Origin of the sequence: Microbacterium gallinarum (assembly GCF_014837165.1) — a bacterium.
Classification (GTDB): domain Bacteria; phylum Actinomycetota; class Actinomycetes; order Actinomycetales; family Microbacteriaceae; genus Microbacterium; species Microbacterium gallinarum.
Genome location: NZ_JACSPM010000001.1, coordinates 334,057 through 360,624, shown reverse-complemented (window position 1 = coordinate 360,624; position 26,568 = coordinate 334,057). Strand labels below are relative to the sequence as shown.

General features: G+C 70.9%; 23 protein-coding genes. 6 read left to right on the top strand and 17 right to left on the bottom strand.

What is annotated here, in order from left to right; genetic code table 11:
- Positions 1-18 precede the first annotated feature (18 nt).
- The 4 genes from H9622_RS01655 to H9622_RS01640 are packed head-to-tail and all read left to right on the top strand — an operon-like array spanning position 19 to position 4,223.
- The gene (locus H9622_RS01655; protein WP_318246995.1) at positions 19-1,308 is read left to right on the top strand and encodes an ABC transporter permease; all 1,290 of its coding nucleotides are present in this window, start codon (positions 19-21) and stop codon (positions 1,306-1,308) included.
- A 53-nt stretch (positions 1,309-1,361) separates the two neighbouring features.
- Entirely contained in the window at positions 1,362-1,763 is a 402-nt protein-coding gene (locus H9622_RS01650; RefSeq protein ID WP_191763632.1) for a cytidine deaminase, read from the top strand.
- A complete protein-coding gene (locus tag H9622_RS01645; protein WP_191763629.1) occupies positions 1,760-3,052 on the top strand; it encodes a thymidine phosphorylase in 1,293 nt (430 codons plus the stop codon). Before H9622_RS01650 ends, H9622_RS01645 begins: the two co-directional genes overlap by 4 nt.
- A 55-nt stretch (positions 3,053-3,107) precedes the next feature.
- Positions 3,108-4,223, top strand: coding sequence for an adenosine deaminase (locus tag H9622_RS01640; protein WP_191763628.1), 1,116 nt, complete (start codon positions 3,108-3,110; stop codon positions 4,221-4,223).
- Positions 4,224-4,506: 283 nt separating this feature from the next.
- On the opposite strand, the gene H9622_RS01635 is transcribed toward H9622_RS01640, so the two are convergent.
- The 11 genes from H9622_RS01635 to H9622_RS01585 all read right to left on the bottom strand — a co-directional run bounded on the left by H9622_RS01635 (position 4,507) and on the right by H9622_RS01585 (position 15,339).
- On the bottom strand, positions 4,507-5,463 hold the full coding sequence (locus H9622_RS01635) for an SDR family oxidoreductase (RefSeq protein ID WP_318246994.1): 957 nt from the start codon (positions 5,461-5,463) through the stop codon (positions 4,507-4,509).
- A complete protein-coding gene (locus tag H9622_RS01630; RefSeq protein ID WP_191763626.1) occupies positions 5,460-6,500 on the bottom strand; it encodes a bile acid:sodium symporter family protein in 1,041 nt (346 codons plus the stop codon). Before H9622_RS01630 ends, H9622_RS01635 begins: the two co-directional genes overlap by 4 nt.
- Entirely contained in the window at positions 6,497-7,861 is a 1,365-nt protein-coding gene (locus tag H9622_RS01625; RefSeq protein ID WP_191763625.1) for a flavin-containing monooxygenase, read from the bottom strand. The genes H9622_RS01630 and H9622_RS01625 overlap by 4 nt, the downstream gene beginning before the upstream one ends.
- Positions 7,862-7,969: 108 nt before the next feature.
- The gene (locus H9622_RS01620) at positions 7,970-8,692 is read right to left on the bottom strand and encodes a TSUP family transporter (RefSeq protein ID WP_191763623.1); all 723 of its coding nucleotides are present in this window, start codon (positions 8,690-8,692) and stop codon (positions 7,970-7,972) included.
- The gene (locus H9622_RS01615; RefSeq protein ID WP_191763621.1) at positions 8,689-9,489 is read right to left on the bottom strand and encodes an alpha/beta hydrolase; all 801 of its coding nucleotides are present in this window, start codon (positions 9,487-9,489) and stop codon (positions 8,689-8,691) included. The genes H9622_RS01620 and H9622_RS01615 overlap by 4 nt, the downstream gene beginning before the upstream one ends.
- A gap of 72 nt (positions 9,490-9,561) precedes the next feature.
- Positions 9,562-10,719, bottom strand: coding sequence for a mannitol-1-phosphate 5-dehydrogenase (locus H9622_RS01610; RefSeq protein ID WP_191763619.1), 1,158 nt, complete (start codon positions 10,717-10,719; stop codon positions 9,562-9,564).
- Entirely contained in the window at positions 10,719-11,156 is a 438-nt protein-coding gene (locus tag H9622_RS01605) for a PTS sugar transporter subunit IIA (RefSeq protein WP_191763617.1), read from the bottom strand. Before H9622_RS01605 ends, H9622_RS01610 begins: the two co-directional genes overlap by 1 nt.
- A gap of 95 nt (positions 11,157-11,251) precedes the next feature.
- Positions 11,252-12,934, bottom strand: a complete 1,683-nt coding sequence (locus H9622_RS01600) for a PTS mannitol transporter subunit IICB (RefSeq protein ID WP_191763615.1) — start codon at positions 12,932-12,934, stop codon at positions 11,252-11,254.
- 41 nt (positions 12,935-12,975) lie between these two features.
- Positions 12,976-14,649, bottom strand: coding sequence for a phosphoenolpyruvate--protein phosphotransferase (ptsP, locus tag H9622_RS01595; protein ID WP_191763613.1), 1,674 nt, complete (start codon positions 14,647-14,649; stop codon positions 12,976-12,978).
- 3 nt (positions 14,650-14,652) lie between these two features.
- Positions 14,653-14,928, bottom strand: a complete 276-nt coding sequence (locus tag H9622_RS01590; protein WP_191763611.1) for an HPr family phosphocarrier protein — start codon at positions 14,926-14,928, stop codon at positions 14,653-14,655.
- 18 nt (positions 14,929-14,946) lie between these two features.
- Complete coding sequence (locus H9622_RS01585; protein ID WP_191763609.1) at positions 14,947-15,339, bottom strand: PTS sugar transporter subunit IIB; 393 nt, start codon at positions 15,337-15,339, stop codon at positions 14,947-14,949.
- Between the two features lie 176 nt (positions 15,340-15,515).
- Here H9622_RS01585 and H9622_RS01580 point away from each other — a divergent pair, with 176 nt between their 5' ends.
- Entirely contained in the window at positions 15,516-17,441 is a 1,926-nt protein-coding gene (locus tag H9622_RS01580) for a BglG family transcription antiterminator (protein WP_318246993.1), read from the top strand.
- A gap of 190 nt (positions 17,442-17,631) precedes the next feature.
- On the opposite strand, the gene H9622_RS01575 is transcribed toward H9622_RS01580, so the two are convergent.
- The 4 genes from H9622_RS01575 to H9622_RS01560 form a co-directional block, all read right to left on the bottom strand.
- Positions 17,632-18,216: a GNAT family N-acetyltransferase gene (locus tag H9622_RS01575; protein WP_191763598.1), complete on the bottom strand. Its 585-nt coding sequence runs from the start codon at positions 18,214-18,216 to the stop codon at positions 17,632-17,634.
- 36 nt (positions 18,217-18,252) lie between these two features.
- Positions 18,253-19,629, bottom strand: a complete 1,377-nt coding sequence (locus tag H9622_RS01570) for an MFS transporter (protein WP_191763596.1) — start codon at positions 19,627-19,629, stop codon at positions 18,253-18,255.
- Positions 19,630-19,782: 153 nt separating this feature from the next.
- Entirely contained in the window at positions 19,783-21,486 is a 1,704-nt protein-coding gene (locus H9622_RS01565; RefSeq protein WP_191765511.1) for a phospho-sugar mutase, read from the bottom strand.
- A gap of 56 nt (positions 21,487-21,542) precedes the next feature.
- The gene (locus H9622_RS01560) at positions 21,543-22,376 is read right to left on the bottom strand and encodes a purine-nucleoside phosphorylase (protein WP_191763594.1); all 834 of its coding nucleotides are present in this window, start codon (positions 22,374-22,376) and stop codon (positions 21,543-21,545) included.
- 95 nt (positions 22,377-22,471) lie between these two features.
- Here H9622_RS01560 and H9622_RS01555 point away from each other — a divergent pair, with 95 nt between their 5' ends.
- Complete coding sequence (locus H9622_RS01555; RefSeq protein ID WP_404802839.1) at positions 22,472-23,920, top strand: NAD(P)H-quinone dehydrogenase; 1,449 nt, start codon at positions 22,472-22,474, stop codon at positions 23,918-23,920.
- A gap of 126 nt (positions 23,921-24,046) precedes the next feature.
- Here H9622_RS01555 and H9622_RS01550 read toward each other — a convergent pair whose 3' ends face one another.
- Positions 24,047-24,529 (bottom strand): hypothetical protein, encoded by a 483-nt coding sequence (locus tag H9622_RS01550; protein WP_191763590.1) that lies wholly within the window; start codon positions 24,527-24,529, stop codon positions 24,047-24,049.
- A 226-nt stretch (positions 24,530-24,755) separates the two neighbouring features.
- Positions 24,756-26,522 carry an acetyl/propionyl/methylcrotonyl-CoA carboxylase subunit alpha gene (locus tag H9622_RS01545; RefSeq protein ID WP_191763588.1) on the bottom strand — a complete coding sequence of 589 codons (1,767 nt, stop codon included), beginning with the start codon at positions 26,520-26,522 and terminating at the stop codon, positions 24,756-24,758.
- Between the last annotated feature and the right edge of the window lie 46 nt (positions 26,523-26,568).

The following is a 26,568-nucleotide window of genomic DNA, read 5'->3' as shown; positions in this document are numbered from 1 at the left end:
CCCGGAGCCTCGGGGCGCGTGGGCCCAGCGCTCGCCCCCGCCACCGCCGCCGACGGCACGATCCAGCTCGCGACCGTGAAGGTGCGCCACTGGAAGATGGCCATCAGCCTCGGCATCACCACCGTGCTGCTGTTCCTGCTGTTCCTCCTCGTGCCGCGCGACGGCGTGAGCACCTTCCGCCTGAGCGACCGGTCCTCGTCGCTGGAGATCCCCAACGTCAGCGTGCCGACGGCCGCCACCAGCTGGGCAGTGCTGGTCGTGCTCGTCCTGCTCACGCTGTGGGCGGTCTGGAACGCGTGGTCCTACCGCCGCACGGGCGTGTGGCTGCCGATCGTCTACGGCGTCCTGGCGATCTTCGCCTTCCTCACCTGGGCGGCCGCCGGTGGTCTCGTGCCCGTCACCGGCCTGCTGTTCGGTGCCGTGTCCCTCTCCGTCCCGCTGATCTTCGGCGCGCTGGGCGGCGTCATCGGCGAGCGGGTCGGCGTGGTCAACGTCGCGATCGAGGGCCAGTTCCTCCTCGGCGCGTTCAGCGCCGCGCTGATCTCGAGCATCACCGGCAACCCGTTCGTCGGGCTCCTCGGTGCGATGGTCGGCGGCGTGCTGGTGGCGTTCGTGCTGGCAGCCTTCTCGATCAAGTACCTGGTCGACCAGGTGATCGTCGGTGTCGTGCTCAACGTCCTCGTGACGGGTCTTACCGGGTTCCTCTACGGCGCGCTGCTCGTGCCGAACGAGGCGACGCTCAACCGCCCGATCCGGTTCACGCGCCTGGAGATCCCCCTGCTCGGCGACATCCCGATCATCGGACCCGTGCTGTTCAACCAGACGTTCATCGTCTACCTGATGTACATCACGGTCGGTGTCGTGGCGTGGGGCCTCTACCGCACGCGGTGGGGCCTGCGCCTCCGTGCCGTCGGCGAGCACCCGCAGGCAGCCGACACCGTCGGCATCAAGGTGAACACGAGCCGGTTCTGGAACGTCTCGCTCGCTGGTGCGATCGCCGGCATCGGCGGTGCGTTCTTCACCCTCGTGTCGGTCGGCCAGTTCACGAAGGAGATGACCGCCGGACTCGGCTTCATCGCCCTCGCCGCCGTCATCTTCGGTCGCTGGGATCCGATCCGCGCGACTCTCGCCGCGCTCCTGTTCGGCTTCGCGACGAACCTGCAGAACCTGCTCACGGTGCTCAAGACGCCGATCCCGAGCGAGTTCATGCTGATGCTGCCGTACCTGGTCACCATCATCGCGGTGGCCGGATTCGCCGGGCAGATCCGCGGGCCCGCTGCGGCGGGCAAGCCCTACGTGAAGGGCTGACCGAGGATGCAGGCATCCGACCCTCCTGATACCGCTGTAGAGAAAGGCCGTCCGTGACCGACATCGACTGGGATGAGCTGCGGGCGGCCGCGACCGACGCCATGACGCGCGCCTACGCGCCGTACTCGCGCTACAAGGTGGGCGCGGCAGCGCTGGTGACCGACGGGCGCATCGTGACGGGCTGCAACGTCGAGAACGCGTCGTACGGCGTGACGCTGTGCGCCGAGTGCGGGCTCGTCAGCGAGCTGGCGATGTCGGGCGGCGGCAACCTCGTCGCGTTCGTGTGCGTGAACGGCGAAGGCCACACGATCATGCCGTGCGGGCGCTGCCGTCAGCTGCTGTACGAATTCGCGATTCCGGGGATGCTGCTCGAGACGGTGTCGGGCATCCGCACGATCGACGAGGTGCTGCCCGACGCGTTCGGACCGCGCGATCTGGAGGAGGCCGGGCGATGAGCACGGTGGAGCCGTTCGACGCCGTCGACGTCATCCGGGCGAAGCGCGACGGGGGAGCGGTCCCCGGCGACGCGCTGCGCTGGATGGTCGACGCCTACACCCGCGGCTACGTGGCCGACTCGCAGATGGCGTCGTTCGCGATGGCGGTCCTCCTCAACGGGATGACGCGCGAGGAGATCCGCGTCATGACCGACGCGATGATCGCCTCGGGCGAGCGCATGAGCTTCGCCGGACTCGGCAAGCCGACGGTCGACAAGCACTCGACCGGAGGCGTCGGCGACAAGATCACGTTGCCGCTCGCGCCGCTCGTGGCGGCGTTCGGCGTGGCCGTGCCGCAGCTCTCGGGACGGGGCCTCGGCCACACCGGCGGCACGCTCGACAAGCTCGAATCGATCCCCGGCTGGACGGCGGCCCTCTCGAATGACGAGCTGTTCGCGCAGCTGCGCGACGTCGGCGCCGTCATCTGCGCAGCCGGATCGGGCCTCGCCCCGGCCGACAAGAAGCTCTACGCGCTGCGCGACGTGACCGGCACGGTCGAGGCGATCCCGCTGATCGCGTCGAGCATCATGTCGAAGAAGATCGCCGAGGGCACCGACTCGCTCGTGCTCGACGTGAAGTTCGGCTCCGGCGCGTTCATGCGCGACGTCGACAAGGCGCGCGAGCTCGCCCGCACGATGGTGGCCCTGGGCACAGACTCGGGCGTGGCGACCACCGCGCTGCTCACCGACATGAACACCCCGCTCGGCCTCGCGATCGGCAATGCGAACGAGGTGCGCGAGTCGGTGGAGGTGCTCGCCGGCGGCGGACCGACCGATGTCGTCGAGCTCACCGTGGCGCTCGCGCGCGAGATGCTCGCGCTCGCCGGCCAGCCCGACGCCGACGTCGAAGCGGCGCTGAAGGACGGCCGCGCGATGGACGTCTGGCGCGAGATGATCCGTGCGCAGGACGGGGATCCGGATGCCGCGCTCCCCGCGCCCCACGAGACCCACACCGTCACCGCGACCGAGGCAGGGTACGTCACCGGCATGGAGGCGCTGCCGTTCGGGATCGCCGCCTGGCGCCTCGGCGCCGGCCGCGCTCGCGCCCAGGACCCGGTCATGCACGCCGCGGGCATCGACCTGCACGTCAAGCCCGGCGATGCCGTGGCGGTCGGTCAGCCGCTCTTCACGCTGCTGGGCCACGACGACACCCGGTTCGAGCGAGCCCTCGACGCGCTCGAGGGCGCGTGGCAGGTGGGCGCCGATGCCCCGGACGCGACCCCGCTCGTGCTCGAGCGCATCACCGCCTGAGCCGAGGCATCCGCCCCGCCGCCCACCCCAGCCGCCCACTCCCCAGGAGAGACAGATGCCCATCGACCAGCACGGAGATGCCCTCCTCGACGGAGCCTCGATCCGCGACCTGCCGAAGGTCTCGCTGCACGACCACCTCGACGGAGGCGTGCGGCCTGCGACGATCGTCGAGCTGGCCGATGCGGCCGGGGTCGAGGTGCCCGAGTCCGACCCCGACGACCTCGCGGACTGGTTCGCCGAGAAGAGCGACTCGGGATCCCTGGTCGAGTACCTCAAGACCTTCGACCTCACCACGGCCGTGATGCAGACCCGCGAGGGGCTCACGCGCGTCGCGCGCGAGTTCGTCGAAGATCTCGCCGCCGACGGCGTGATCTACGGCGAGGTGCGCTGGGCACCCGAGCAGCACCTGTCGCGCGGACTGTCGCTCGACGAGGTGGTCGCGGCCGTGCAGGAGGGGATCGAAGAGGGGGAGGATGCCGCGGAGCGCGCGGGTCGCGACATCCGCGTGGGTCAGCTCATCACGGCGATGCGCCACACCGACCGGTCGCTCGAGATCGCCAAGCTCGCCGTCGACTGGCGCACGCGCGGCGCCGTCGGGTTCGACATCGCCGGACCCGAGGACGGCTTCCCCGCCTCGAACCATCGCGAGGCGTTCGACTACCTCGCGTCGCAGTTCTTCCCGTCGACGGTGCACGCCGGCGAGGCTGCCGGGCTCGACTCGATCCGCTCGGCGCTGCTCGACGGTCGCGCGCTGCGCCTCGGTCACGGCGTGCGGATCGCCGAAGACCTCGAGGTCGTCTCGCGGGCCGGTGAAGAGGTGCTCGTGCAGTTCGGCGACCTGGCCCGCTGGGTGCGCGATCGCGAGATCACCCTCGAGCTGTCGCCGTCGTCGAACCTGCAGACCGGGGCGATCTCGGCGTGGGGCACGACGATGGAGGACCACCCCTTCGATCTGCTCTACCAGCTCGGGTTCTCCGTGACGGTGAACGTCGACAACCGCACGATGAGCCGCACGTCGCTCACCCGCGAGCTGGCGCTGCTGGCGGAGACCTTCGACTACGGCCTCGACGACCTCGAATCGTTCCAGCTCAACGCCGCCGCGGGCGCGTTCCTTCCGGTCGAGGAGCGCGAGGAGCTCATCGAGCTCATCGCCGAGGGCTTCGGCGACTAGACGTCCCGACCCGCGGGCGCCTGGCCTGGCCGCGGGCGTGTGGCCTGGCCGCGGGCGTCTCGCCTGGCCGCGCCTGGCCTGGCCGCGGGCGTCTCGCCCACGGGCGCGGGCCCCGTTCTGCCTTCACCCGGATCAGGAGATCTGCCGTACGCAGGACGTTTTGGCGCGAGACGTCCTGTCTCCGCCAGATCTCCTTATCTCGGCGACGGCGGAGGGGAGGGAGGAGGCATGCCGCAGCCCGGCGCCCGTCGGCGATCCGAGGCCACGAGCCGCAGCCCGCGGCTCAGCGCCGGGCGACGCCGGGGTGGGTCGCGAGGTAGGCCTCGAAGGCCTCGGCCGAGGTCTTCGTCGGTGTGAAGCCGAAGTCGCGCTTGAGGGCCTCGTTGGCGAGCACCGGGCGGTAGCGGAGGAAGCCGACCTGTTCGGGTCCGTGGACGGTGAGGCGCAGCATCCGTCCCACGCGCAGCGCGAAGGCGAGGACGCCGGCCGGCACGGTGAGCAGCGGCTTGCCGAGTCGCCGGGCGATCTCGTGCACGGTGAGCTTCCCGTCGCCGGCGACGTTGTAGATGCCGGCGGGGCCGTCCGTCGCGGCGCGGACCATCGCGGCGGCGACGTCGTCGACCCACACGAACACGAAGGGCGAGTCCGAGCCGCGCACCGCGAGGACGCGCGGACCGTCCCAGAGCGCCGTGATCTGATTCTGCACGGTCGGGCCGAGGATCGTGCCGATGCGGAACACGACCTGCTCGAGTCCGGGCGCGCTGCGCCGGCGCTCGGCGAGCATCTCCTCGACAAGGCGCTTGTGCTTCGAGTACGGGAACTCGTCGTTGCCGCGGATCGCGTCGGTCTCGCGCAGCCACTCGGGGTTGTCGGGGTGGTAACCGTACGCCGCACCCGACGACGACACGACGATGCGCCGCACGCCGACGGCGACGCACGCGTCGAGCACGTGCTCCGATCCCTCGACGTCCACGCGGTACTCGAGGTCGTGGTCGCGGCCCGGGTTCACGATCGCGGCCAGGTGCACGACCACGTCGATGCCGTGGCGCTCCAGCAGTGGCACGAGGCCCGACGCCCGGGTGACGTCGCAGTCGTCGTAGACGACTCCCTCCAGCGGATGCTCCGGCCGGCGCACGTCGCCGGCGACGACGAGCTCGACGTCGGGGTGCGCGACGAGTGCGGCGGCGACGTTCGAGCCGAGGAAGCCCGCACCGCCGGTGACGAGGACGCGAGCGCTCACGATGCCGACCCTGCGGCGGCGTCGGGCGAGGCGGCGTCGTCCGCGGCGGCGTCGGGCGAGGCAGCGTCACCCGCGGCGTGGGGAGCCGAGGCATCCCCGTCCAGCGCGTGCCGGGTGGCATCGCCCTTCGAGCTGCCGGTGCGCTTCTTCGTGTGCCGTGCCCACAGGGCGGCGACGATCAGGCCGGCGATGATGTCCCAGATGCCCCACCAGCCGGCCACGATGGCCATGCCGCCCAGTCCGCCGAAGAAGGCGAAGACGAGGCCGAGCCCGAGGCCGGCGTTGCGGATGCCGACCTCGAACGTCATCGCCTTGCGCTCGCGGGTGCCGAGCCCGCCGACCACGGCGGTGCTGTAGCCGATCGCGAGCGCGACGGCGTCGTGGATCGTCACGACGAGCACGATGATGCCGAGGAACGCCACGAAGTACGCCCAGTTGCCGGCGAGCGCGGCCACGATGAAGCCGACCAGGGCGAGCAGCGAGAACCACTTGACGAACGGCTGGACGCGCACGGCGAAGCGCTCGAACCGGTTGCGGATGAGAAGGCCCGCCGCGAAGGGCAGTCCGATGATGAGGAAGATGTCGAGCAGCATCGCCCACGCGTTGAGCTCGACGGCCTCGAGCAGCGTCGAGGCGGTGGGGTGCAGCGAGCCCCAGAAGGCGACGCTGAGCGGCAGCGCGAAGATGTAGATCACGTTCGACACGGCCGTCATGGACACGGAGAGGGCGACATTCCCGCCCGCGCGGTGCGTGAGCACCTGCGAGATGTTGCCGGGCGGACAGCACGCCACGAGGATCATGCCGAGCGCCATCGAGGGCGTCACCGGAAGGATCAACGTCAGCCCGAACGTGACGGCGGGCAGCACGAGCAGCTGCGCGAGGATCGCGATGACGAACGGCTTCGGCTTGCGGGCGACGACCTTGAAGTCGTCGACGGTGGTATCGAGCGCGATGCCGAACATGATCAGCCCGAGCACCACGTTCAGGATGACGAGCGTGCCCGGGTTGAAGTTGAGCGCGATGTCGTCGGGATTCATGCGGGCACCTTCTTCGAACGGCGACGAGATGAGCGGATGCCGCGCCCCGGCGCCGCGTCACGGGCGTCGCCGCGGAGCGCGGTGGTGGCGGCGCGCACGGCGCGGCGGTAGGCGTCCTTGTTCACGTAGTACGACATGCGCTCGAGTCCGAGGTACCTGTAGCCGCCGGTGAGGTCGGGCCACGGCTCGCCCGTCGCGCGGCGGCGGAACTCGGCTGCGCGCTCGGGGGCGCGCTCCAGCGCGGCGAGGTACTCGGCGATCAGCTCGGCCTGCTCGTAGCGGCCCTGCCAGCCGATGCCCGAGGCCTCGATCATCCCCATGACGTACAGCCCGTTGAACGACGGCGGGAAGACGTTGAGGAAGAGCTTCGGCGACCACCCGGTCCAGTGCAGCGCCTCGCGGTCGACGAAGGGGTAGTCGAGCGTGTAGCCGGTCGCGAGGAGCACGAGGTCGTACTCGCCGCGGGAGCCGTCGCGGAAGTGCACGGTGCGGCCGTCGAAGCGGTCGACGTCGGGGCGGATCCGCAGATCGCCCTGGCCGAGGTGGTTGAGGATCAGCGTGTTGACGATCGGATGCGACTCGTAGAGCCGGTAGTCGGGCTTGGGGAAGCCGAACCGCACCGGGTCGCCGGTGAACGCCTGGAGCACCCGCTTGTCGACGAACTGCTTGATGCGCGCGGGGAGCGGGCGCCCCTGGTTGAGCGTGTCGCTCGGCTTGCCGAACAGGTACCGGGGCACGAAGTAGTACCCGCGGCGCACGCTCATGTCGACGGATGACGCGTGGTGCACGGCGTCGACCGCGATGTCGCAGCCGGAGTTGCCGGCCCCGATGATGAGCACGCGCTTGCCGGCCAGCTGGCTCGCGGCCTTGTAGGCGCTGGTGTGCAGCAGCTCCCCGGTGAACTCGCCGCGGAAGGTCGGGACGTTCGGCTCGGCGAGGGTGCCGTTCGCGAGGATGACTCCGTCGTAGCGCTCGTCGAGAGGGCCGTCGGGCGAGTCGGCGCGCAGCATCCATTCGCCGTCGTCGTCGCGCGTGAGAGAGGTGACCTTCGTCTCGAACCGGAACCGCTCGGTGAGCCGGAATCGGTCGGCGAAGTCGCGGAAGTAGCGGATGAGCGTGCGATGGCTCGGGTAGTCGGCGTCGGTGTCCATCGGGAACTCGGCGAACTCCGTGGTGGTGCGCGACGAGATGAGGTGCGCGGACTCGTACATGGTCGAGCGCGGGTTCTCGATGTCCCAGAGGCCGCCGACCCCGCGGGATGCCTCGTATCCGTCGAAGTCGATGCCCGCCTTCTGGAGGGCGCGCGCGGCGGACAGTCCCGATGGACCGGCGCCGATGATGGCATAGCGAAGCTCGCTCATTCGTCTCCCACACGTCATTGTGTCGGCGTGACGACGCCGACCCCAGCGAAGAAACACTAAACGTTAGTCGGCATTAACCGAAATCGGATCCGATCAGGGGCGATGCCGTCAGGACAACAGTGCCAGGATGCCGCGCACGAGCACCACCGTCGCGCCCGCCCACGCGATGGCGAGCATCGCCTTCCGCGCGATGCCGGGTGCGACGTGACGGCTCAGGATGGTTCCGATCGCGATCCCGCCGGCGGTGGCGGCCACGAGCGTCCAGACATCGGGGACGGGGGATGCCGGCAGTCCGCGCAACGCGACCGAGACGACGCTGAACACGGCGAAGATCACCTGCACGCTCGCCGCGAACCGGCGCTGAGGCCAGCCGTCGCCGACCGCGTATGCGGCGAGCGGCGGGCCGGACAGTCCACTCGCGACGTGCATGAACCCCGCCGCCGAGCCCGCGACGACGGCGCCCGTGCGGCCCCGCAGCGAGGCGGACAGTGCCGGCATCCGGCCCGCGAGCAGGGCGAAGTAGGCCATGGCGGCGATCAGCAGGAGCAGCGCCGGCTCGGGCAGGACGCGCACGAGAAGGGCGCCGAACGGAGCGGCGAGCAGCCCCGGCCAGATGAGCCACCAGGCGCGACGCCACTCGATCTGCTTCCACACCAGGGGGATGGCCGTGAGCGAAGCGACGAGCGCGAGCAGCACGCCGATCGTGACGCCCTCGAGGGGACCGTAGAGCAGCACGATCGGCCCGACGAGCACCAGGACGAATCCCAGCCCCGTGATGCGCTGGATCACGGCCGCGACGAAGGCGGCGGAGCACGCGAGGACGAGCGTCACTGCGCGAGCTCCTCCCCGAACGACACCAGCAGGGCCGACAGCGCGGCATCCATCTCCGCGTCCGAGATCGTGGGCGTGCCGTCTCCGGCCTGCAGGCCGTAGTCGCCGAAGGACGCGTGGCTGGCGCCGTCGATGACCTCCATGCGCGCGTCGTCGGGCAGGAGCGGCCGGGCGTCGGCGATCTTCTCCGGAGTCGAGAGGCCGTCCTCGCTTCCCGCGATGCTGATCACGGGCAGCCCGGAGTCGGACAGGTCGTTCGCGCAGTACGAGCCGAACAGCACCAGCGCCTCGGCGTCGGTCGCGAGCTGGCAGGCGCGCACGCCGCCGAGTGAGTGGCCGCCCACGGCCCACGTGTCGATCCCGGGCACGAGCTCGGTGAACGCCGACAGGGGCCGCAGGTCGAAGAATGCGAGGTTCAGCCACGGCTTCGTGATCACCACGGTGACGTTCGCGTCCTCGACCATGCCCGCGAGGTTGTTCGCGTACGCCCACGGATCGACCTTCGCGCCGGGGACGAAGACGAGGCCCGTCTCGGACGCGCCGTTGGCGGGCTCCATCACGATCGCGCCCGATGTGTCGGTGATCTCGATCGCGGCGTTCGCTCGCACCTCGGCGAGCGGCTCCGGCTCGGCCGCCATGACGCCGACGTGGCTCCAGATCAGGATGCCGACGACGGCGAGCAGGAGGAGGGCGCCGATCGACCCGAGGATCCACCACAGCACGCGCAGCCCGCGCCGGGGCGAGCGTGGTGTCCCGGAGGGAGCGGCGGGGGAGTCGGGCGAGGACGATTCGGTCACCTCACGAGCGTAATCGCGCGCGGGGATCCCTCCACGCCCGCCCGGGCGGTGGTCGTGCGCCGGCGGGCGTCCTCAGCCCGCGCCGATCTCCGCCTGTCGGGCTTCGACGACGGTGACGACCTTCGCGAAGAGCGGATGCTGCGGCTCGAGGCCGGTCGCGGCCGCGGTGAAGCTCGCGGCATCCTGCTCGCGCAGCATCCGCTGCAGGTCCACCGCCTGCGGATCCTCGCCGTCGTCGAACGCCAGCAGCGCGCCGATCGCGGCGACGAGAGCGTCCACCGACAGGCCGCGCTCGGCGGCCTCGGCCGCCGGTCCGACGAAGCGCTCGTGCCGTGAGAGCTTGCGCAGTGGCTGCCGCCCGACCCGCCAGACCGTGTCGGGCAGCGCCACGTTGCGGAACCGGCCCAGGATGGTCGCGCGGTAACTCGCCAGGTCTGCGGGGTCGAGGCCGTGCTTGGCCTCCAGCAGCGCCGAGGTCTCCTCGAGCGTCGCGGCGACCCGCGCTGCGATCGCCTCGTCGGCCAATGCCGCGGCGATCGTGTCCATGCCCGCCTGGGCGCCGAAGTACGCGGTGGTGGCGTGCCCCGTGTTCACGGTGAAGAGCTTGCGCTCGATGTACGGCGCGAGGTCCTCGACGAAGTGCGCGCCCGGGATGACGGGCGGCTCGTCACCGAACGGCGGGCGCTCGATGGCCCACTCGTAGAACGGCTCGACGGTGACGTCGACGCCGCCGCCCTCCGGCTGGGCCGGCACGATCCGGTCGACCGCGGTGTTGGCGAACACCACGCGGGCGGTGAGGGCCTCCCACGCGTCGCCGGCGGACTCCTTCATCAGGTCGCGCAGCACGTCGGTGGCGTTGATCGCGTTCTCGCAGGCCATGACCTGCAGCGGCGGGGAGGAGGGATCGCGCAGGGCGAGTCCGGCCACGATGTGCGGCGCGACGAACCTGAGGATCGTCGGGCCGACGGCCGTCGTGACGACGTTGGCCGACGCGACCTCCTCGATGACCTCGTCGGGGTGCTCGGCGCTGTTGATCGCCCGGAAGCCGGTCACGACCGTGTCGCGCGCGGCGTCGCCCACCTCGTGGACCGTGTACGAGTCGACGGCGTTGATCGCATCGACGAGCGGGGCCGCGACATCGGAGAAGACGAGCTCGTACCCGCCCTCGTGCAGGAGGAGCCCGACGAACCCCCGGCCGATGTTGCCGGCTCCGAAGTGGACGGCCTTCATCACACGCCCGCGGCGGAGACCAGCGCGAACAGCTCTTCGGGCGTCTCCGCCTCTTTCAGCTTCTGCACCTCGTCCTCGTCGGAGAAGAGGATCGCGATCTGCGACAGGATCTCGAGGTGCTCGTCGCCCTTGCCGGCGATGCCCACCACGAAGGTCACGGGCTCGCCGTCCCAGTCGACGCCGCCGTCGTAGCGGACCACCGACAGCGCCGAATCGAGGATCGTGTGCTTGGTCTCGTTCGTACCATGCGGGATCGCGAGCTCGTTGCCCATGTACGTCGACACGGTCTGTTCGCGCTGCTGCATCGCATCGAAGTAGGCGCTGGTGACGGCGCCGGCGGACTCGAGGATGTCGGCCGCCTCCTTCATCGCCTCCTCGCGCGTCGCGCTCCCGCTGTGGATCCGGACCTGTCCGATGCTCAGTACGTCACGTGCCATGTCTTCGTCGCCTTTCGTTGTCGATCGGATGCCTCAGCCGAAGACCACGGAGCCGGGGGCCTCTCGCCGCCCGGCTCCGCAGCCGTTCTCAACGCCTAGACACCATCCTGGTGCTGGTCACGCACGAGGTCCACGACCTCGTCGTACTTCGGCGAGTTCATGAAATTGTCCACCGACACGTGCACCGCGCTCGGCGTCTGCTTGCGCGCGCGGTCGGTGAGCTGGTTCTGCGTGATGACGAGATCCGCCGACGCATCCAGGTTGGCGATCGCCTTGTTGACGACCGTGACGTCCTCGATGCCCGCCTTCTTGATCTTGTTGCGCAGCACGCTCGCGCCCATCGCCGATGAGCCCATGCCCGCGTCGCACGCGAACACGATGTTGCGCACGCGCTTCGTGGTGAGCACACCGCCGTCGGCGAGGCCCGCGGTCTCGGCCTCGGTCTCGAGCTTGTCGACCGCCTCCTCGGCTTCGCGCACCGCCTCGCGGTCCTTGCCGTCCGAGGCGCGAAGCGCGTCGAGAGCAGCCGAGGACTTGCCCTTGTTCGCCTCGGTCTGGCTGATCGCGGCGCCGAACGTGTCGCCCTCGGCGAGCAGGTCGCGCTTGCGTGAGGCGCGCAGGATGACGCCGGCGACCAGGAAGGTCACGGTGGCCGCGAGGGCGACCGAGAGGTACACCACCAGGAGGTTGCCGATGCCGGGTCCGATCGCTGCGGCGGTCACCGCGATGATGCTGCCCGGAGCTGCCGGGAACGCGAGTCCGCCGCCCAGCAGCATGTTCGTCGTGACGCCGGTCGCGCCTCCCGCGATCAGCGCCAGGACCGTCATCGGCTTGCTCAGCGCGTACGGGAAGTAGATCTCGTGGATGCCGCCGAAGAACTGGATGATGATCGCGCCGGGAGCGGACGCCTTCGCCGCGCCCACACCGAAGAAGGTGAACGCGAGCAGCAGGCCGAGGCCCGGGCCGGGGTTCGCCTCGATGAGGAAGAGGATCGACTTGCCGGTCTCCGCGGCCTGCTCGATGCCGAGCGGCGTGAAGACGCCATGGTTGATGGCGTTGTTGAGGAACAGCACCTTGGCGGGCTCGACGATGATCGAGACCAGCGGCAGCAGGTTGAACTCGACCAGCCAGCCGACCGCGCCACCGAGGACGGCGCTGATGCCGAGCATCACCGGGCCGAACGCGAAGAAGCCGATGATCGCGAGGATCATGCCGAGGATGCCCGCCGAGAAGTTGTTCACCAGCATCTCGAAGCCGGGCTTGATCTTGCCGTCCCAGATCCGGTCCATCCACTTCGTGATCAGCGCCGCGATCGGACCCATGATCATCGCGCCGAGGAACATCGGGATGTTGGTGCCGACGATGACGCCGACCGTTGCGATCGTGGCGACCACGCCGCCGCGCTCACCGTAGACCATGCGGCCGGCGGTGTTGGCGATGAGGAGCGGAAGCAGGTACGTCACCATGGGCCCGACGAGGCCCACGTAGGCCCAGAAGGTCGCCCCGTCGGCTTCGGCCAGGGCCACCATGGAGCCCTGCCAGCCGATGATGGCCTGATCGCCGCCGCCGCCGATGATCTCGGATACGGGGTACCAGTGCCACCCGAAGGGGCTGTCCACGCCGAAGAATCCGGCGGGGATGAAGAGCATGGTGATGAAGCCCCATGCGATGAAGGCCGCGATGTTCGGCATGATCATGCCGGAGAGGAAGGTGCCGAAGCGTTGGACCCCCACTCTCGCCTTGTTCATGCCCGAGGCGGGCGCTGACGTCGTCGTCATTGCTGTGTCTCCCTTGTCGATCAGGCGACCGCGCGTGCGGCCTATCGGGTGGCCGCGGCGTGAGCCGCGGTTCTGGCGGACGCCGCATCGGTCGCGGCGAGGGCGGCCTCGGCGATGACACGCGCATCGTCGAGGGAGTGCTGGAGCAGAGTGGCCCGCACATCGGCGAGCGCGGTGGGGGCCATGGACAGGCTGGTCGCGCCGAGGCCGACCAGCACGACGGCGAGCATCGGGTCGGCGGCGGCCTCGCCGCAGATGCCGACGGGCTTTCCGTGGACGCGGCCGGCGTCGCCCACCTCGCGGATGAGCCGCAGCACGGCGGGGTGCCACGGGTCCTGCAGTGATGCGACCGAGCCGAGCAGCCGGTCGGCGGCCATCGTGTACTGAGTGAGGTCGTTCGTGCCGATCGACGCGAAGTCGGCATGCGCCAGGATGCGGTCGGCGAGGAGCGCCGACGACGGCACCTCGACCATCACGCCTGCGGTCTTGATGCCGTAGTCCCGCGCCAGGTCGGTGAAGTACGCGGTCTCCTCGACCGTGGCGACCATGGGGGCCATGACCCACAGGTCGGCCGGGCCCTCCGGCGTCTGCCGGGTCGCGGCATCCGCTTCCGCCAGCGCGGTCAGCTGCTCGCGCAGGATGTCCTCGCTCGCACGCAGCGCGCGGATGCCGCGGAGTCCCAGCGCGGGGTTCTCCTCGTGCGCGTCGTTGAGGAACGCGAGCGGCTTGTCGGCGCCGGCGTCGAGCACGCGCACGACGACCTTCTTGCCGGGGAACGCGGAGAGGAGCTGCGTGTACGCCTCGCGCTGCTGCTCCACCGTCGGCGCCTGCGCCGAGCTGAGGAACAGGAACTCGGTGCGGAACAGCCCGACCCCCTCGGCGCCGAGCGCGACGGCATCGGCCGCGCCTTCCGGCTTGCCGAGATTCGCCAGCAGGGGGATCGGCGTGCCGTCCGCCAGCGCGCCGTCGGTGATCGGCGCCGACGAGGCCGCCGCGCGGTCTTCGGCACGGTGCTGCGCGCGCTCGAGCTCGTCGGGCGTCGGATCGGTCGTGACAACGCCGGCCGCGGCATCCACGATCACCGTCTCGCCCTCGCGCAGGCCGGTCGCCTCCACCGCCCCGACGACCGCGACGATCGACTTCTCGCGGGCCAGGATCGCGGTGTGCGAGGTCGGACCGCCCTCGGTCGTGACGAGGGCGAGCACCTTGTCGAGGTCGAGGAGCGCGGTGTCGGCCGGCGCGAGGTCCTTGGCGACGAGCACGAAGGGATGCCCGGGATCGGGCACACCCGGAGCCGGTTCGCCGCGCAGCCGGGCGATGACGCGCTGGGCGACGTCGTCGAGGTCGGCCGCGCGCTCGCCCAGGTAGCCGCCGAGCGCCGTGAGCTGGTCGCGGAACGAGGCGAACGCGTCGAAGACCGCGAACTCGGCTGTCTTGCCCTGATCCACCCGCGCCGCGACCTCGTCGGCCAGGCTCGGGTCCTCGGCCATCATCGCCTGCGCCTCGAGCACATCCTGCGCCGCGCCGCCGGCCTGCGCGCCGCGCTGCTCGAGCTCGCGGGCCACCGCGGCGACCGCCTCGGTCACGCGCGCCTTCTCCTCGCCGGGCGCCAGCGCGCTCGGCGCGTCGCTCGGCGCCGGCAGCGGCTCGGCCATGCGGGCCACCGGCCCCTGGGCGACCCCGAGGCCGATTCCCACTCCTCGCAGCTCAGTCATCGTCTAGGCCGCGTCGTGGTCGGTTGTCAGGAGCTCGGCGAGTGTGTCGAGCGCCGCCTCCGCGTTGTCGCCGTCGGCCGTCAGCGTGACGTAGTCGCCCTGCTCCACGCCGAGTGCGATGACGCCGAGGATGCTCGCGGCGTTGACGGGCGCGCCCGAGGCCTTCGCGACCGTGATCGGGATGCCCGCCTCTTTCGCCGCCTGCGCGAAGAGCTTCGCCGGGCGGGCGTGCAGGCCGTGGGACGAGCCGATGCGGACGGTCCGCGAGATGGATGGCATGGTGTGACCTCTCTGTCGTCAGTCGCTGGTGGGGAGCGGGTCGGCGGATGGGGCTGCTGCGGTCGTCGGCGTGGTCGTGCCGCCGGCCGTCGGAACCTGCCCCCCAGGGTCTCCGACCGCGTCGCGGACGAGGGCGAGCGTCCGGGTGCCGTCGAGATCCGCGAAGATATCGGGCGGCAGCAGCACCACCGTCGTGCCTCGGGCCGCGGCATCCCGCTCGATGCGCTCCATCGCATGAGCCAGATGCGGGCCGACGAGCACGACGTCCGCGGCGTCGAGATCGATCGGAAGCGACTGCTCGGTGCCGGCGAAGGCGGAGCAGGGGAACCCTGCGTCGTGGGCCGCATGGCGCACGCGCTGGGCGACGAAGGTGCTCGACGCACCCGCTCCGCAGACCACGAGGATCCTCATCGACCCGCCTCCATGTGGCCATTCTTGTGAGTTTCCTGGGAGCGGACAACCAGGCCTTCTTCCGGTGGGGCGGAAAGATCGGGCGGATGCGGGCGCCGCGACTCGCCCGTGTGCAACGCGTGGTTGACTGGCACCACCCCGGGCGCCGCGGCCCGCCGTCGAAGCAAGGACCACCCGTGACGAGAGCGCGACAGGACAGGCTGCTCGGCCTGCTCCTGCGCGATGGCGAGTGGGCGACGGCCGCCACGCTGGCCGACGCGCTCGGCGTCACGCCGCGCAGCATCCGCTCATATGTGACCGCCGTGAACGCGCGCGTCGCACCCGGCACGGCGATCGAGTCCGGACCGCTCGGCTATCGAGCGGGGGCGGACGCGGCTGCTGCCCAGCGGATGACGGGGACGGATGCCGGCACCCCGCGCGACCGACTGCACACACTCGTGCGCGCGCTCCTCGACGACCCCGAGGGCATCGACACGTTCGAGTTCGCCGACCGGCTGCACGTCAGCCCGGCGACGCTCGACGCCGACCTCGCGCGCGTGCGCGGCCTGCTCGGCGGCACCGAGCTGACGCTCGAGCGGTCCGCGTCGCGCGCACGGCTGCGCGGCACCGAGATGGCGCAGCGCCGGCTGCTCAGCCGGCTGGCACACGACGAGATGGACGCCGGATCGTTCGACATCGTGGCCCTCCGCCGCACGCTCGGCGAGGACTCGGTCGGCGCCGCGGCCTTCGGGCCGTTCAAGGCCGACCTCGTCGCCGAGCTCGGCACCCAGGGCTACTTCGTGAACGAGTTCGGCATCGCCGACGTCGTGATGCACATCGCGATCGCCGCCGACCGGGTGTCGCAGGACCGGGGCCTCGAGCGCCCGACCGCCGACTCGAAGCCCGCACAGGAGGAGGTCGCCGCGCTGCTCGGCCGGCTGGCCCAGAAGCACCTCGGCGTGGAGCTCGGGTCGGGCGATCTCCAGCACCTCGCGACGCTCGTGCTCACGCGGGTCGTGGCACCCGGCGTGGAGGCACCCGCCGACCACGCCCGATCACGGCTCGATCCGGAGGTCGAGGCGGCGGTGCGCGACGTCGTCGGCACCGCGTCCGCCGAGTTCCTCGTCGACATCGCGCACGAGGACTTCATCCTGCGGCTCGCGCTGCACGTGCAGAACCTGCAGCACCGGGCGCGCGAGCAGGCGTGGTCGCGCAATCCGCTCACCCGGTCGCTCAAGTCGACCTATCCGATGATCTTCGAGGTCGCGGTGTTCATCGCGAGCCGCCTGCAGGAGCGTCTCGGCATTCCGCTGCCCGACGACGAGATCGCGTACATCGCGATGCACGTGGGCGGCCGCCTCGAGCGCAGTCGTCGCGCCGACCAGTTGCTCACCGCGACGATCGTGTGCCCCGGCTACTACGACCTGCACGAGCTGCTGCGCTCGAGCGTCGACCGGTCGCTCGGGCAGGCGATCGAGGTCGTCGGCGTCGAGACCCGAGTCGACCCGGACTGGGCATCGATCGACACCGACCTCGTGCTCACGACGATCGACCCGGCCGTGCCGGGGGAGCGGATCGTGAAGATCCAGCCGTTCCTCACCGACGCCGACATCGAGCGCGTGCAGGCCGCCGCAGGGCGCATCCGCCGCAGCCGGCGGCTCGCCCGGCTGCGGACCGAGCTCGAGCGCTACTTCGCGCCGTCGGCCTTCGTGCGCGGGCTGGGCGAGACCGAAGGCGAGGAGGACGTCATCCGCCTCCTCGGCGACGCGCTCATCGCGCAGGGTGTGATCGACGACGACTACGTCACGCGCACGATCGAGCGCGAGCGGCTGTCGTCGACCGCGTTCACCGACGCGCTCGCCGTGCCCCACGCGCTCGGGATGACCGCGACCCGCACCTCGATCGCCATCGGGATCGCCGACCCGTCGATCCCGTGGGGCGAGGGGCGCGTGCAGGTCGTAGCGCTGGTCGCGTTCTCCGAGACCGATCGGGAGGCGTTCCAGACGGTGTTCGAGCAGTTCGTCGAGGTGTTCTCCGAACGCGACAGCGTGCAGCGGATCGTCCGCCGCGCCGCCGACTTCAGCGGCTTCCTCGACGAGCTGGTGGCTGTCATCGACGGCTGAGCCGCGGCATCCGTCCCCCGCGGCGTCGCCGCTGCCGCTGGCATCCCGAGTCTTCCCGGGTTGCCCAGAACAGGTGATCTGGCGCACACAGGACGTTCTGCGGCGAATCGTCCCGTGCGCGCCAGACCTCCTGTTCTCGGCGAAGGCCGGGACGGGAAGGCCCGGGACGCGAAGGGCCGGGACGCGCCGGTCACCCGCGGTGCAGCCGCTCCTGGAGGCCGAGGCGCACCGCGGGCCACTCGGTCGGCAGGATCGAGAAGACCACGGTGTCGCGCAGCGTGCCATCGGGGCCGAGGCGGTGGTTGCGCAGCACGCCGTCCTGCTTGGCGCCGAGCCGCGCGATCGCCGCGCGCGACTGCAGGTTGTGCCAGTGCGTGCGGAACTCGACGGCGATCGCGTCGCACGCCTCGAACGCGTGCCCGAGCAGCAGCAGCTTCGACGCGGTGTTCACGAACGTGCGCTGGGCCTCGAGGCCGATCCACGTGTGGCCGATCTCGACGTGCCGGTTGGCCTGGTCGATGTTGCAGAACGTCGTCTCCCCGACCACGCGGCCGGTGTCGAGTCGCCGCACGGCCCACGCCGTCATGTGCCCTTCGTCCTGCCACCGCAGGCGCTGCGCCACGTCGGCCGCAACCTCGTACGGCTGCGGCACCGACGTGTACCACGCGTGCTCCAGCCCGACCGCCGCGTCGGCGAGGTCCGTGACGTGATCTGCGCTGAGCGGCTCCAGGCGGACGTGGTCGTTCTCGAGCATGGTCGGCTGCGTGAGAAGCATCCTCCGAGCCTAGGACGCAGGGCGGGAAGCCGCGGCTCACGGCTCCTTGCTGTGCATGGCCTCTTCGACCGCGGCTGCGGCCACGGCGGGGTCGCCCCCGGACACCTGCGAGGCCGCGCGCGCCGCCGCGATGGCGCGCTGTCCGGCCGGCAGCCACACGGCGAGCCCGATCACGACGAACGTCAGGATGCCCGCCGCGACCAGCAGCAGCTCGATCGGCAGGACGTCGGCGAGCGGCCCGAAGACGACCATGCCCAGCGGCATCGCGACGGCCATGACGATGCCCATGAACCCGAACACACGCCCCTGCCGCTCGGGCTCGACCGTCTCCTGGAGGAGGGTCATGGACGGCGTCGAGAAGAACGGCACGGCGAGCCCCACGAGGAACATGAAGCCGAAGAAGATCCACACGTTCGGCGCGAGCCCGAGGCCGATCGACAGCACGCCGAACACGAGCGACGAGACGACGATGAGCCCGATCCGGCTGCGCTTGGCGAAGAACGACGCGACGAGGATGCCGCCGAGCATCATGCCGACGCTGAAGGCGATCTCGAGCACCGCGAGGTTGACGACGTCCTGTTCCGCACCCGCGGGGAAGGAGCGCACGAGCATGAGCGGCGTGAGATTGGAGGGCGCCACGGTGAGCACGAAGATGATCGCGAACACGATCAGCAGCCACCGCACGAACGCGTGGTGCACGACGTACCGCACGCCGTCGACGAGGTCGGCGAAGTAGCCGGTCTGCACGTCGGACGCCTTGCGCACCGTGCCCACCGAGATGAAGGCGAGGATTCCGATACCGATCACCGCGGTCGCCACGTCGATGAAGAAGATCGGGATGAGCGACGCCGCGGTGCCGCCCGTGGCCGCCGACGACCACGCATAGATCGCACCGGCCGCAGCCGGGGCGAGGAGTGCCATCGCCGATTGGATCGATCCGTTCACGCCGTTCACCCGGATCAGGTTGCGCGTGGGCGTGATCTGGGGGAGCAGGGCCGCGACGGCGGGCATCTGGATGCCCGCACCCGCCGACCGCACCGCCATCACCGCGAAGAGCAGCCACACGGCGTCGTACCCGGTCATCATGATGAGCGCCAGCGCGAGGGTCGACAGCGCGATCGCGGCGTCGGCGCCCATGATGAGGTACTTGCGGTTGTGCCGATCGGCCCACACCCCGCCGAAGATCGACACGACCGCCTGCGGCAGGAAGCCGAACAGCGCCGCGAGCATCATGTAGACGCCCGAGCGGTACTCGATCGTGAGATACCAGAACACGGCGTACTGCACGAGCATCGAGCCCAGCAGGCTGATCGTCTGGCCGCTCAGGAACAGGACGACCTTGCGAAGCCAATGAGGGGGATCGGATGCCTCGGCCGCGGCATCCGCTTCGTACTCGCCGTTCGCCACGGCCATCACCACTCCTCGTATCGACGTCGATCCCCCAGCGATTCCTCGCGAAAACGCCGTTGGAGGCGAAGTCACGATATATCGCGACCTGCACTCTAGCACGGGGCTCCGACACGCGGAGACCCGCGGACGGATGCGCCTCCTCGGCCGGCGCCAGCCTCAGGCGCCGAGGTCGTCGAGCAGTCTCCGGGCGCCTGCGGCGAGGGCCGCGATGCGCTCGGCCGCGTCGTCGGACGAGTCCCCGCGCACGTCGAGGTACAGCTTCAGCTTGGGCTCCGTACCGCTCGGCCGCACGATCACGCGCGATCCGTCGACGAGCCACAGCCGCAGCACATCGCCCCGGGGCAGATCGTCGACACCCTCGAGCAGGTCGTCGGTCCGCTCGACCGCGACGTCGCCGATGGCGGACGGATGCTGCGCACGCAGCGCCGTCATGATGCGCCCGATGGCGGACACGTCGTCGACCCGCACCGAGATCTGGTCGCTGGCGAAGGCGCCGAAGGTCTCGTCGAACTCGGCGAGCAGGTCGGCGAGCGAGGCGCTTCGGCCGCGGGCCTCCGACACCATGCCGAGCATGGCCACCGCGGCGGAGATGCCGTCCTTGTCGCGCACCGTCCCCGGGTTCACCAGGTAGCCGAGCGCCTCCTCGAACCCGAACACGATGCCGGGCGCGCGCGAGATCCACTTGAACCCGGTGAGGGTCGAGTGGAAGTCCAGACCGTAGTGCCGGGCGACGACCTCGAGCCCGGGAGACGACACCAGCGAGCACGCCAGCGAGGCGCCCTCGGTGGCGCCGGTCTCAGCCGCGAGGCGCGCCGCGCGCCAGCCGAGGAGCAGCCCGATCTGATTGCCGGTCAGCCGGCGCCAGCCGTCGGGGGTCGAGGTGTCGGGAAGCGCGACCGCGAGGCGGTCGGCGTCGGGGTCGTTGGCGATGATCAGCTCGGCGCCGACCTCGCGGGCGCGCTCGAACGCGAGATCCATCGCGCCGGGCTCCTCGGGGTTCGGGAACGCCACGGTGGGGAACGCGCCGTCGGGCTCGACCTGCGCGGGGACCGGCTCGGGCGCCGGGTAGCCGGCCGCCTCGAGGATGCGCGAGAACGTCTCCCAGCCGACGCCGTGCATCGCGGTGTAGACCCACGAGAGACCCGACGCGCCCTCGGGGGCAGGCGCGACGGCGGCGGTCGCGGCGACATAGTCCTCGACGACCGACTCGGGGGCGATCTCGTACCCGAGCGAGCGGGGCAGGGTGGAGATGTCTCCGAGCTCGGCCACGCGCTCGATGTGCGCGGCGATCTCGGCGTCGGCGGGTGCGACGATCTGGGACCCGTCGTCGGCCCCGCCGAGGTAGACCTTGTACCCGTTGTCGTTCGGCGGATTGTGGCTCGCGGTGACCATCACGCCGGCGGCGGCGCCGAGGTGGCGCACCGCATACGCGAGCACGGGCGTCGGCAGCAGGCGCGGGAGGAGGATCGCGCGAAGGCCGGCCCCGGCGAAGATCTCGGCGGAGTCCTGCGCGAACACGTGCGAGTTGCGTCTCCCGTCGTAGCCGACGACGACGGTGGGGCTCTCGACGTCGCCCGCCCTCTCGCGCACGTACGCCGCGAGGCCGGCGGCGGCCTGCGCGACCAGCACGCGGTTCATGCGGTTGCTGCCGGCCCCCAGCTCGCCGCGCAGACCGGCCGTGCCGAACGCGAGCCGCGCCGCGAAGCGGTCGTCGAGGTCGGCGGCCGCAGCTTCGTCGCCGGAGTCGGCCGCCGCGATCAGCGCGCGCAGCTCGGCGCGGGTCTCGCCGTCGGGGTCCTGCGCGAGCCACGCACGGGCACGGTCGAGGACCGACGCCCCGTCCGCGGCGCCGGTGGGCACCGATGCGGGCGCGGGCTCCTGGCGGTCGGGTGCGGCCGCCGGGACCTCCTCGTCGCTCACAGCGCGCCCACCACTCGGGCGAGGAGCGACGAGATCACCGGCTCGGCCTCTCGGCCGGCGTCGATGACCTCCTGGTGGCTGAGCGGCGTGGTCTGGATGCCGGCCGCCATGTTCGTGATGAGCGACATGCCCAGCAGTTCCATGCCCGCCTGCCGTGCGGCGATCGCCTCGAGCGCCGTCGACATGCCGACGATGTGCCCGCCGATCGTCTTGGCCATGCGCACTTCCGCCGGCGTCTCGTACTGGGGGCCGCGGAACTGGCAGTACACGCCCTCGTCGAGCGACGGATCGATCGACCGCGCGAGGTCGCGCAGCCGCAGCGAGTACAGGTCCGTCAGGTCGATGAACGTGGCGCCTTCGAGCGGCGAGTCGCCCGTGAGGTTGATGTGGTCGCTGATGAGCACGGGCGTGCCGGGCTTCCACGTGTGCTTGATGCCGCCGGCGCCGTTCGTGAGGACCATCGTGCGGGCGCCCGTCGCGGCGGCGGTGCGCACGCTGTGGACGACCCGGCGCACGCCGTGGCCCTCGTAGTAGTGGGTGCGCGCGCCGATGACCAGCACGCGGCGCCCCTTCGGCGTGACGACGCTGCGCAGGGTGCCGACGTGACCTTCGAGGGCCGGGCGGGAGAATCCGGTGACCTCGGTCGCGGGGAAGCTCGCGGTGGTCTCGCCGATGAGGTCCGCCGCCTTGCCCCAGCCGCTGCCGAGAGTGAGGGCGATGTCGTGCTGCTCGACGCCCGTGATGCGGGCGATGTCGGCCGCTGCGGCGGCTGCGACCTCGAAGGGGTCGGCCGCGGGATCGTCGAGAGGGTTGCCGGTGGTGTCAGACATGCCGACACTCTAGGAGCGCGGCGGGGGCGAGGGCCAGCCGGGGGCGACCATCGGGGTGTCGTGCCGACGCCGCCGCGCGGGAGAGAATGGATGTCATGTCCTTGAGCTTCGAGCGCACTCAGAGCGTCGCCATCATCGGTGGCGGCCCCGGCGGCTACGAAGCGGCGCTGGCCGCCGCCCAGCTCGGAGCCGAGGTGACCGTGGTCGAACGGGCGGGCATCGGCGGTTCGGCGGTGATCACCGACGTCGTTCCGTCCAAGACGCTGATCGCCACCGCCGACGCGGCCGTGGCGATCGCTGGCGCGAGCGACCTCGGCGTGCAGCTGTTCGCGAAAGGCAAGGACGGCAAGCCGCTCAAGCCCGAGATCGCGATCAACCTCGCCGCCGTCAACCGGCGCCTCCTGTCGCTTGCGCGGCAGCAGTCCGACGACATGCGCGCTTCGCTCGCCGAAGCGGGGGTGCGGATCATCTCGGGGCACGGCCGCCTCGAGGGCGAGAACGCCGTCGTCGTCTCGACGGGCGCCGGCGGCACCGACTTCGACCGCATCGAGGCCGACACCCTCCTGGTCTCGACCGGCTCGTCCCCGCGCGAGCTGCCGACCGCGAAGCCCGACGGCGAGCGCATCCTGACGTGGACCCAGCTCTACGACATGAAGGCCATCCCCGAGCACCTGATCGTCGTCGGCTCGGGCGTGACGGGCGCGGAGTTCGCCGGCGCCTACATGAACCTCGGCGCCAAGGTCACGCTCGTCTCGAGCCGCGACCAGGTGCTTCCGGGTGAGGATTCGGATGCCGCGGCCGTGCTCGAACGCGTGTTCAAGCGCGGCGGCATGACGCTGCTGTCGAAGTCGCGTGCCGACAAGGTCGAGAACCTCGGCGACAGCGTGCTGGTGACCCTCAGCGACGGACGCACCGTCGAGGGCAGCCACTGCCTTGTCGCGGTCGGCTCGATCCCCAACACCGCGGGCATCGGCCTCGAGCAGGCGGGGGTGCAGATGACCGAGTCGGGTCACATCCAGGTCAACCGCGTCGCGCGCACCTCGGTGCCCAACATCTACGCCGCCGGCGACTGCACCACCTTCGTGCCGCTCGCCTCGGTCGCGTCGATGCAGGGACGCACCGCCATCTTCCACGCGCTCGGCGACGTCGTGATCCCGCTCGAGCGCCGCCGCATCACCTCGAACATCTTCACCGCCCCCGAGATCGCGACGATCGGCTGGCAGGAGAAGGACATCGCCGAGGGCCTGATCGACGCCGTCGTGCACAAGCTGCCGCTCGCCGCCAATCCGCGCGCGAAGATGATGGGCATCAAGGACGGCTTCGTGAAGCTGATCGCCCGCCAGGGCAGCGGCACCGTGGTCGGCGGCGTGATCGTCGGGCCGCGTGCATCCGAGCTGATCTACCCGATCGCCATCGCCGTCGAGCGTCGCCTCACGGTCGACCAGGTGTCCCGCGTCTTCGCCGTCTACCCGTCGCTGTCGGGCAGCATCACCGACGCCGCCCGCGCGATGCACGTCGTCGACCACAACGTGTACGGCGGCTGACCGTCGACGGGATCAGGCGACTCGACGAGAACAGGCGGGTTCGCGGTCTTTCCGCCTGATTCGTCGACGCTTGACAGTCCATGAGCGGATGCCGCGGCATCCGCTGCCCATCCGTCGGTTGTGCGCTCAGCCGTCGTCCGCGTCGAGCGGCGGCCTGCTGGAGCCGGTGATCGAGACGCGGAAAGCGATCGGATCGCCCCCGGCCGTCGTGGCGACGACCCCGACCGTCTGAACGTCTTCGACTGTGAATCCGAGGGTGATCCGCTCCGACTGGCCGGTGCACGCGACGTCCGCGGAGCCGGTCGAGGTTGTGCCGTCCGCCGCGATGCGCCACGAGACCTCGATCGCACCGTGGTCGAGGCAGGCCGCCTCGAACCCGTCGACACTCGTAGGGTCCGAGTAGCCGAGGCTCCCTGAAGCTTGGTCGGCTGATTCACTCAGAGCACCCGACACCCCGCCGACCAGGTCGGTTCGCCCCGCTTCGGAGGCCGCCATCCCGTCCGTCCACTCCTCCACCCGCTCTTCGTCGACGTTGGGCGGCGCCGCGGTACAGCTCGGAAGGGCGACCATGCCGATGAGGAGAACGGCGACGGCGAGGGTGTGACGCATGCCCGTGACCCTATCGAGGGCGGGCGGCCGCGGCATCCCTTGTCCACAGGCCCCGCCACGATCGGGTCTAGGGAGGCGGGCAGTCGTGACGGCCCGCAGGCCCTGAGGCCGCGGCATCCGCTGCCCTTTCCTGCACTCGCGGTTCGCACGAGCGCGCGCGATCGCAGGTTTCGAGAGCGTGAGCGCCCTCGATAGCGCGAGCGCGTCGGCCCCCGCGCGAGAAGCGTCAGGAGATGGTGAGCAGCTGGTGCCCGGCCGACACGGTGGTGCCGGCGTCAGCATTGATCGCGCCGACGGTGCCGTCCTTGTGCGCCTGGATCGGCTGCTCCATCTTCATCGCCTCGAGCACGATGACGAGGTCGCCCTTGACGACCTGCTGGCCCTCCTCGACGGCGACCTTGACGATCGTCGCCTGCATCGGGGCCTTCACGGCGTCGCCCGACGCACCAGCGACCACGGTCGGCGCGTGCGAGCGACGCGACGGCGGAACCGCGGCAGGGCGACCGGCGACACCCGGCGCGGCGACCACGCGGTCGGGCAGACTCACCTCGAGGCGCTTTCCGGCGACCTCGACGACGACGGTGTGGCGGTGCTCGCTGGGCTTGGGGGCCTCGAGTTCGCCGTCCCACGGCGCGATGTCGTTGTCGAACTCGGTCTCGATCCAGCGCGTGAAGACGCCGAACTCGCCGTTCTCGGCGGTGAAGGCGGGGTCGCGCACGACCTTGCGGTGGAACGGCAGCACGGTCGGCATGCCGGCGACCTCGAACTCGTCGAGTGCGCGGCGCGAGCGCTCGAGGGCCTCAGCGCGGTCGCGGCCGGTCACGATGATCTTCGCCAGGAGCGAGTCGAACGAGCCGGAGACCGTGTCGCCGGCGGTGACGCCGGAATCGAGGCGGATGCCGGGTCCGCCGAAGGTCTTGAAGACGTGGATCGGGCCCGGCTGGGGGAGGAACCCTCGACCGGGGTCCTCGCCGTTGATGCGGAACTCGATTGAGTGCCCCTCGGGGGTCGGGTCGTCGTAGCCGAGCTCCTGGCCCTCGGCGAGGCGGAACTGCTCGCGCACGAGGTCGATGCCGGTGACCTCCTCCGACACGGGGTGCTCCACCTGCAGGCGGGTGTTCACCTCGAGGAAGGAGATGGTGCCGTCGGCGCCGATGAGGAACTCGCACGTCCCCGCACCGACGTAGCCGACCTCCTTGAGGATGGCCTTCGACGACTCGTAGAGCGTCGTGTTCTGCGCGTCGGTGAGGAAGGGCGCGGGCGCCTCCTCGACGAGCTTCTGGTGGCGGCGCTGCAGCGAGCAGTCGCGCGTCGAGATGACCACGACATTGCCTGCGGCGTCCGCGAGGCACTGCGTCTCGACATGGCGCGGCTTGTCGAGGTACTTCTCGACGAAGCACTCGCCGCGGCCGAAAGCGGTGATCGCCTCGCGCGTGGCGGATTCGAAGAGTTCCGGCACCTCGTCGATCGTGCGGGCGACCTTCAGGCCGCGGCCGCCGCCGCCGTACGCGGCCTTGATCGCGATGGGGAGGCCGACCTGCTCGGCGAAGGCGACGACCTCGTCAGCGCCAGAGACGGGACCGGGGGTGCCGGGGGCCAGGGGCGCTCCGACCTTCTCGGCGACGGCACGCGCGGTGACCTTGTCGCCGAGCGATTCGATCGCCTCGGGCGAGGGGCCGATCCAGATCAGCCCCGCGCCGATGACGGCGCGCGCGAAGTCGGCGTTCTCGGCGAGGAAGCCGTAGCCGGGGTGAACGGCGTCCGCGCCGGAGCGGCGGGCGACCGAGAGGATCTTGTCGATCGACAGGTACGTCTCGGCGCTCGTGGAGCCGTCGAGGGCGTACGCCTCATCGGCGAGGCGGGCGTGCATGGCGTCGCGGTCCTGCTCGGCGTAGACGGCGACGGAGGCCTTCCCGGCGTCACGGGCGGCACGGATGACGCGGACGGCGATCTCGCCGCGGTTGGCAACGAGAACCTTGGCGATCTGAGGCATGCGTGCCAGCCTACCCACGCGACGGGGGCGGGATTTGACTGGTTCG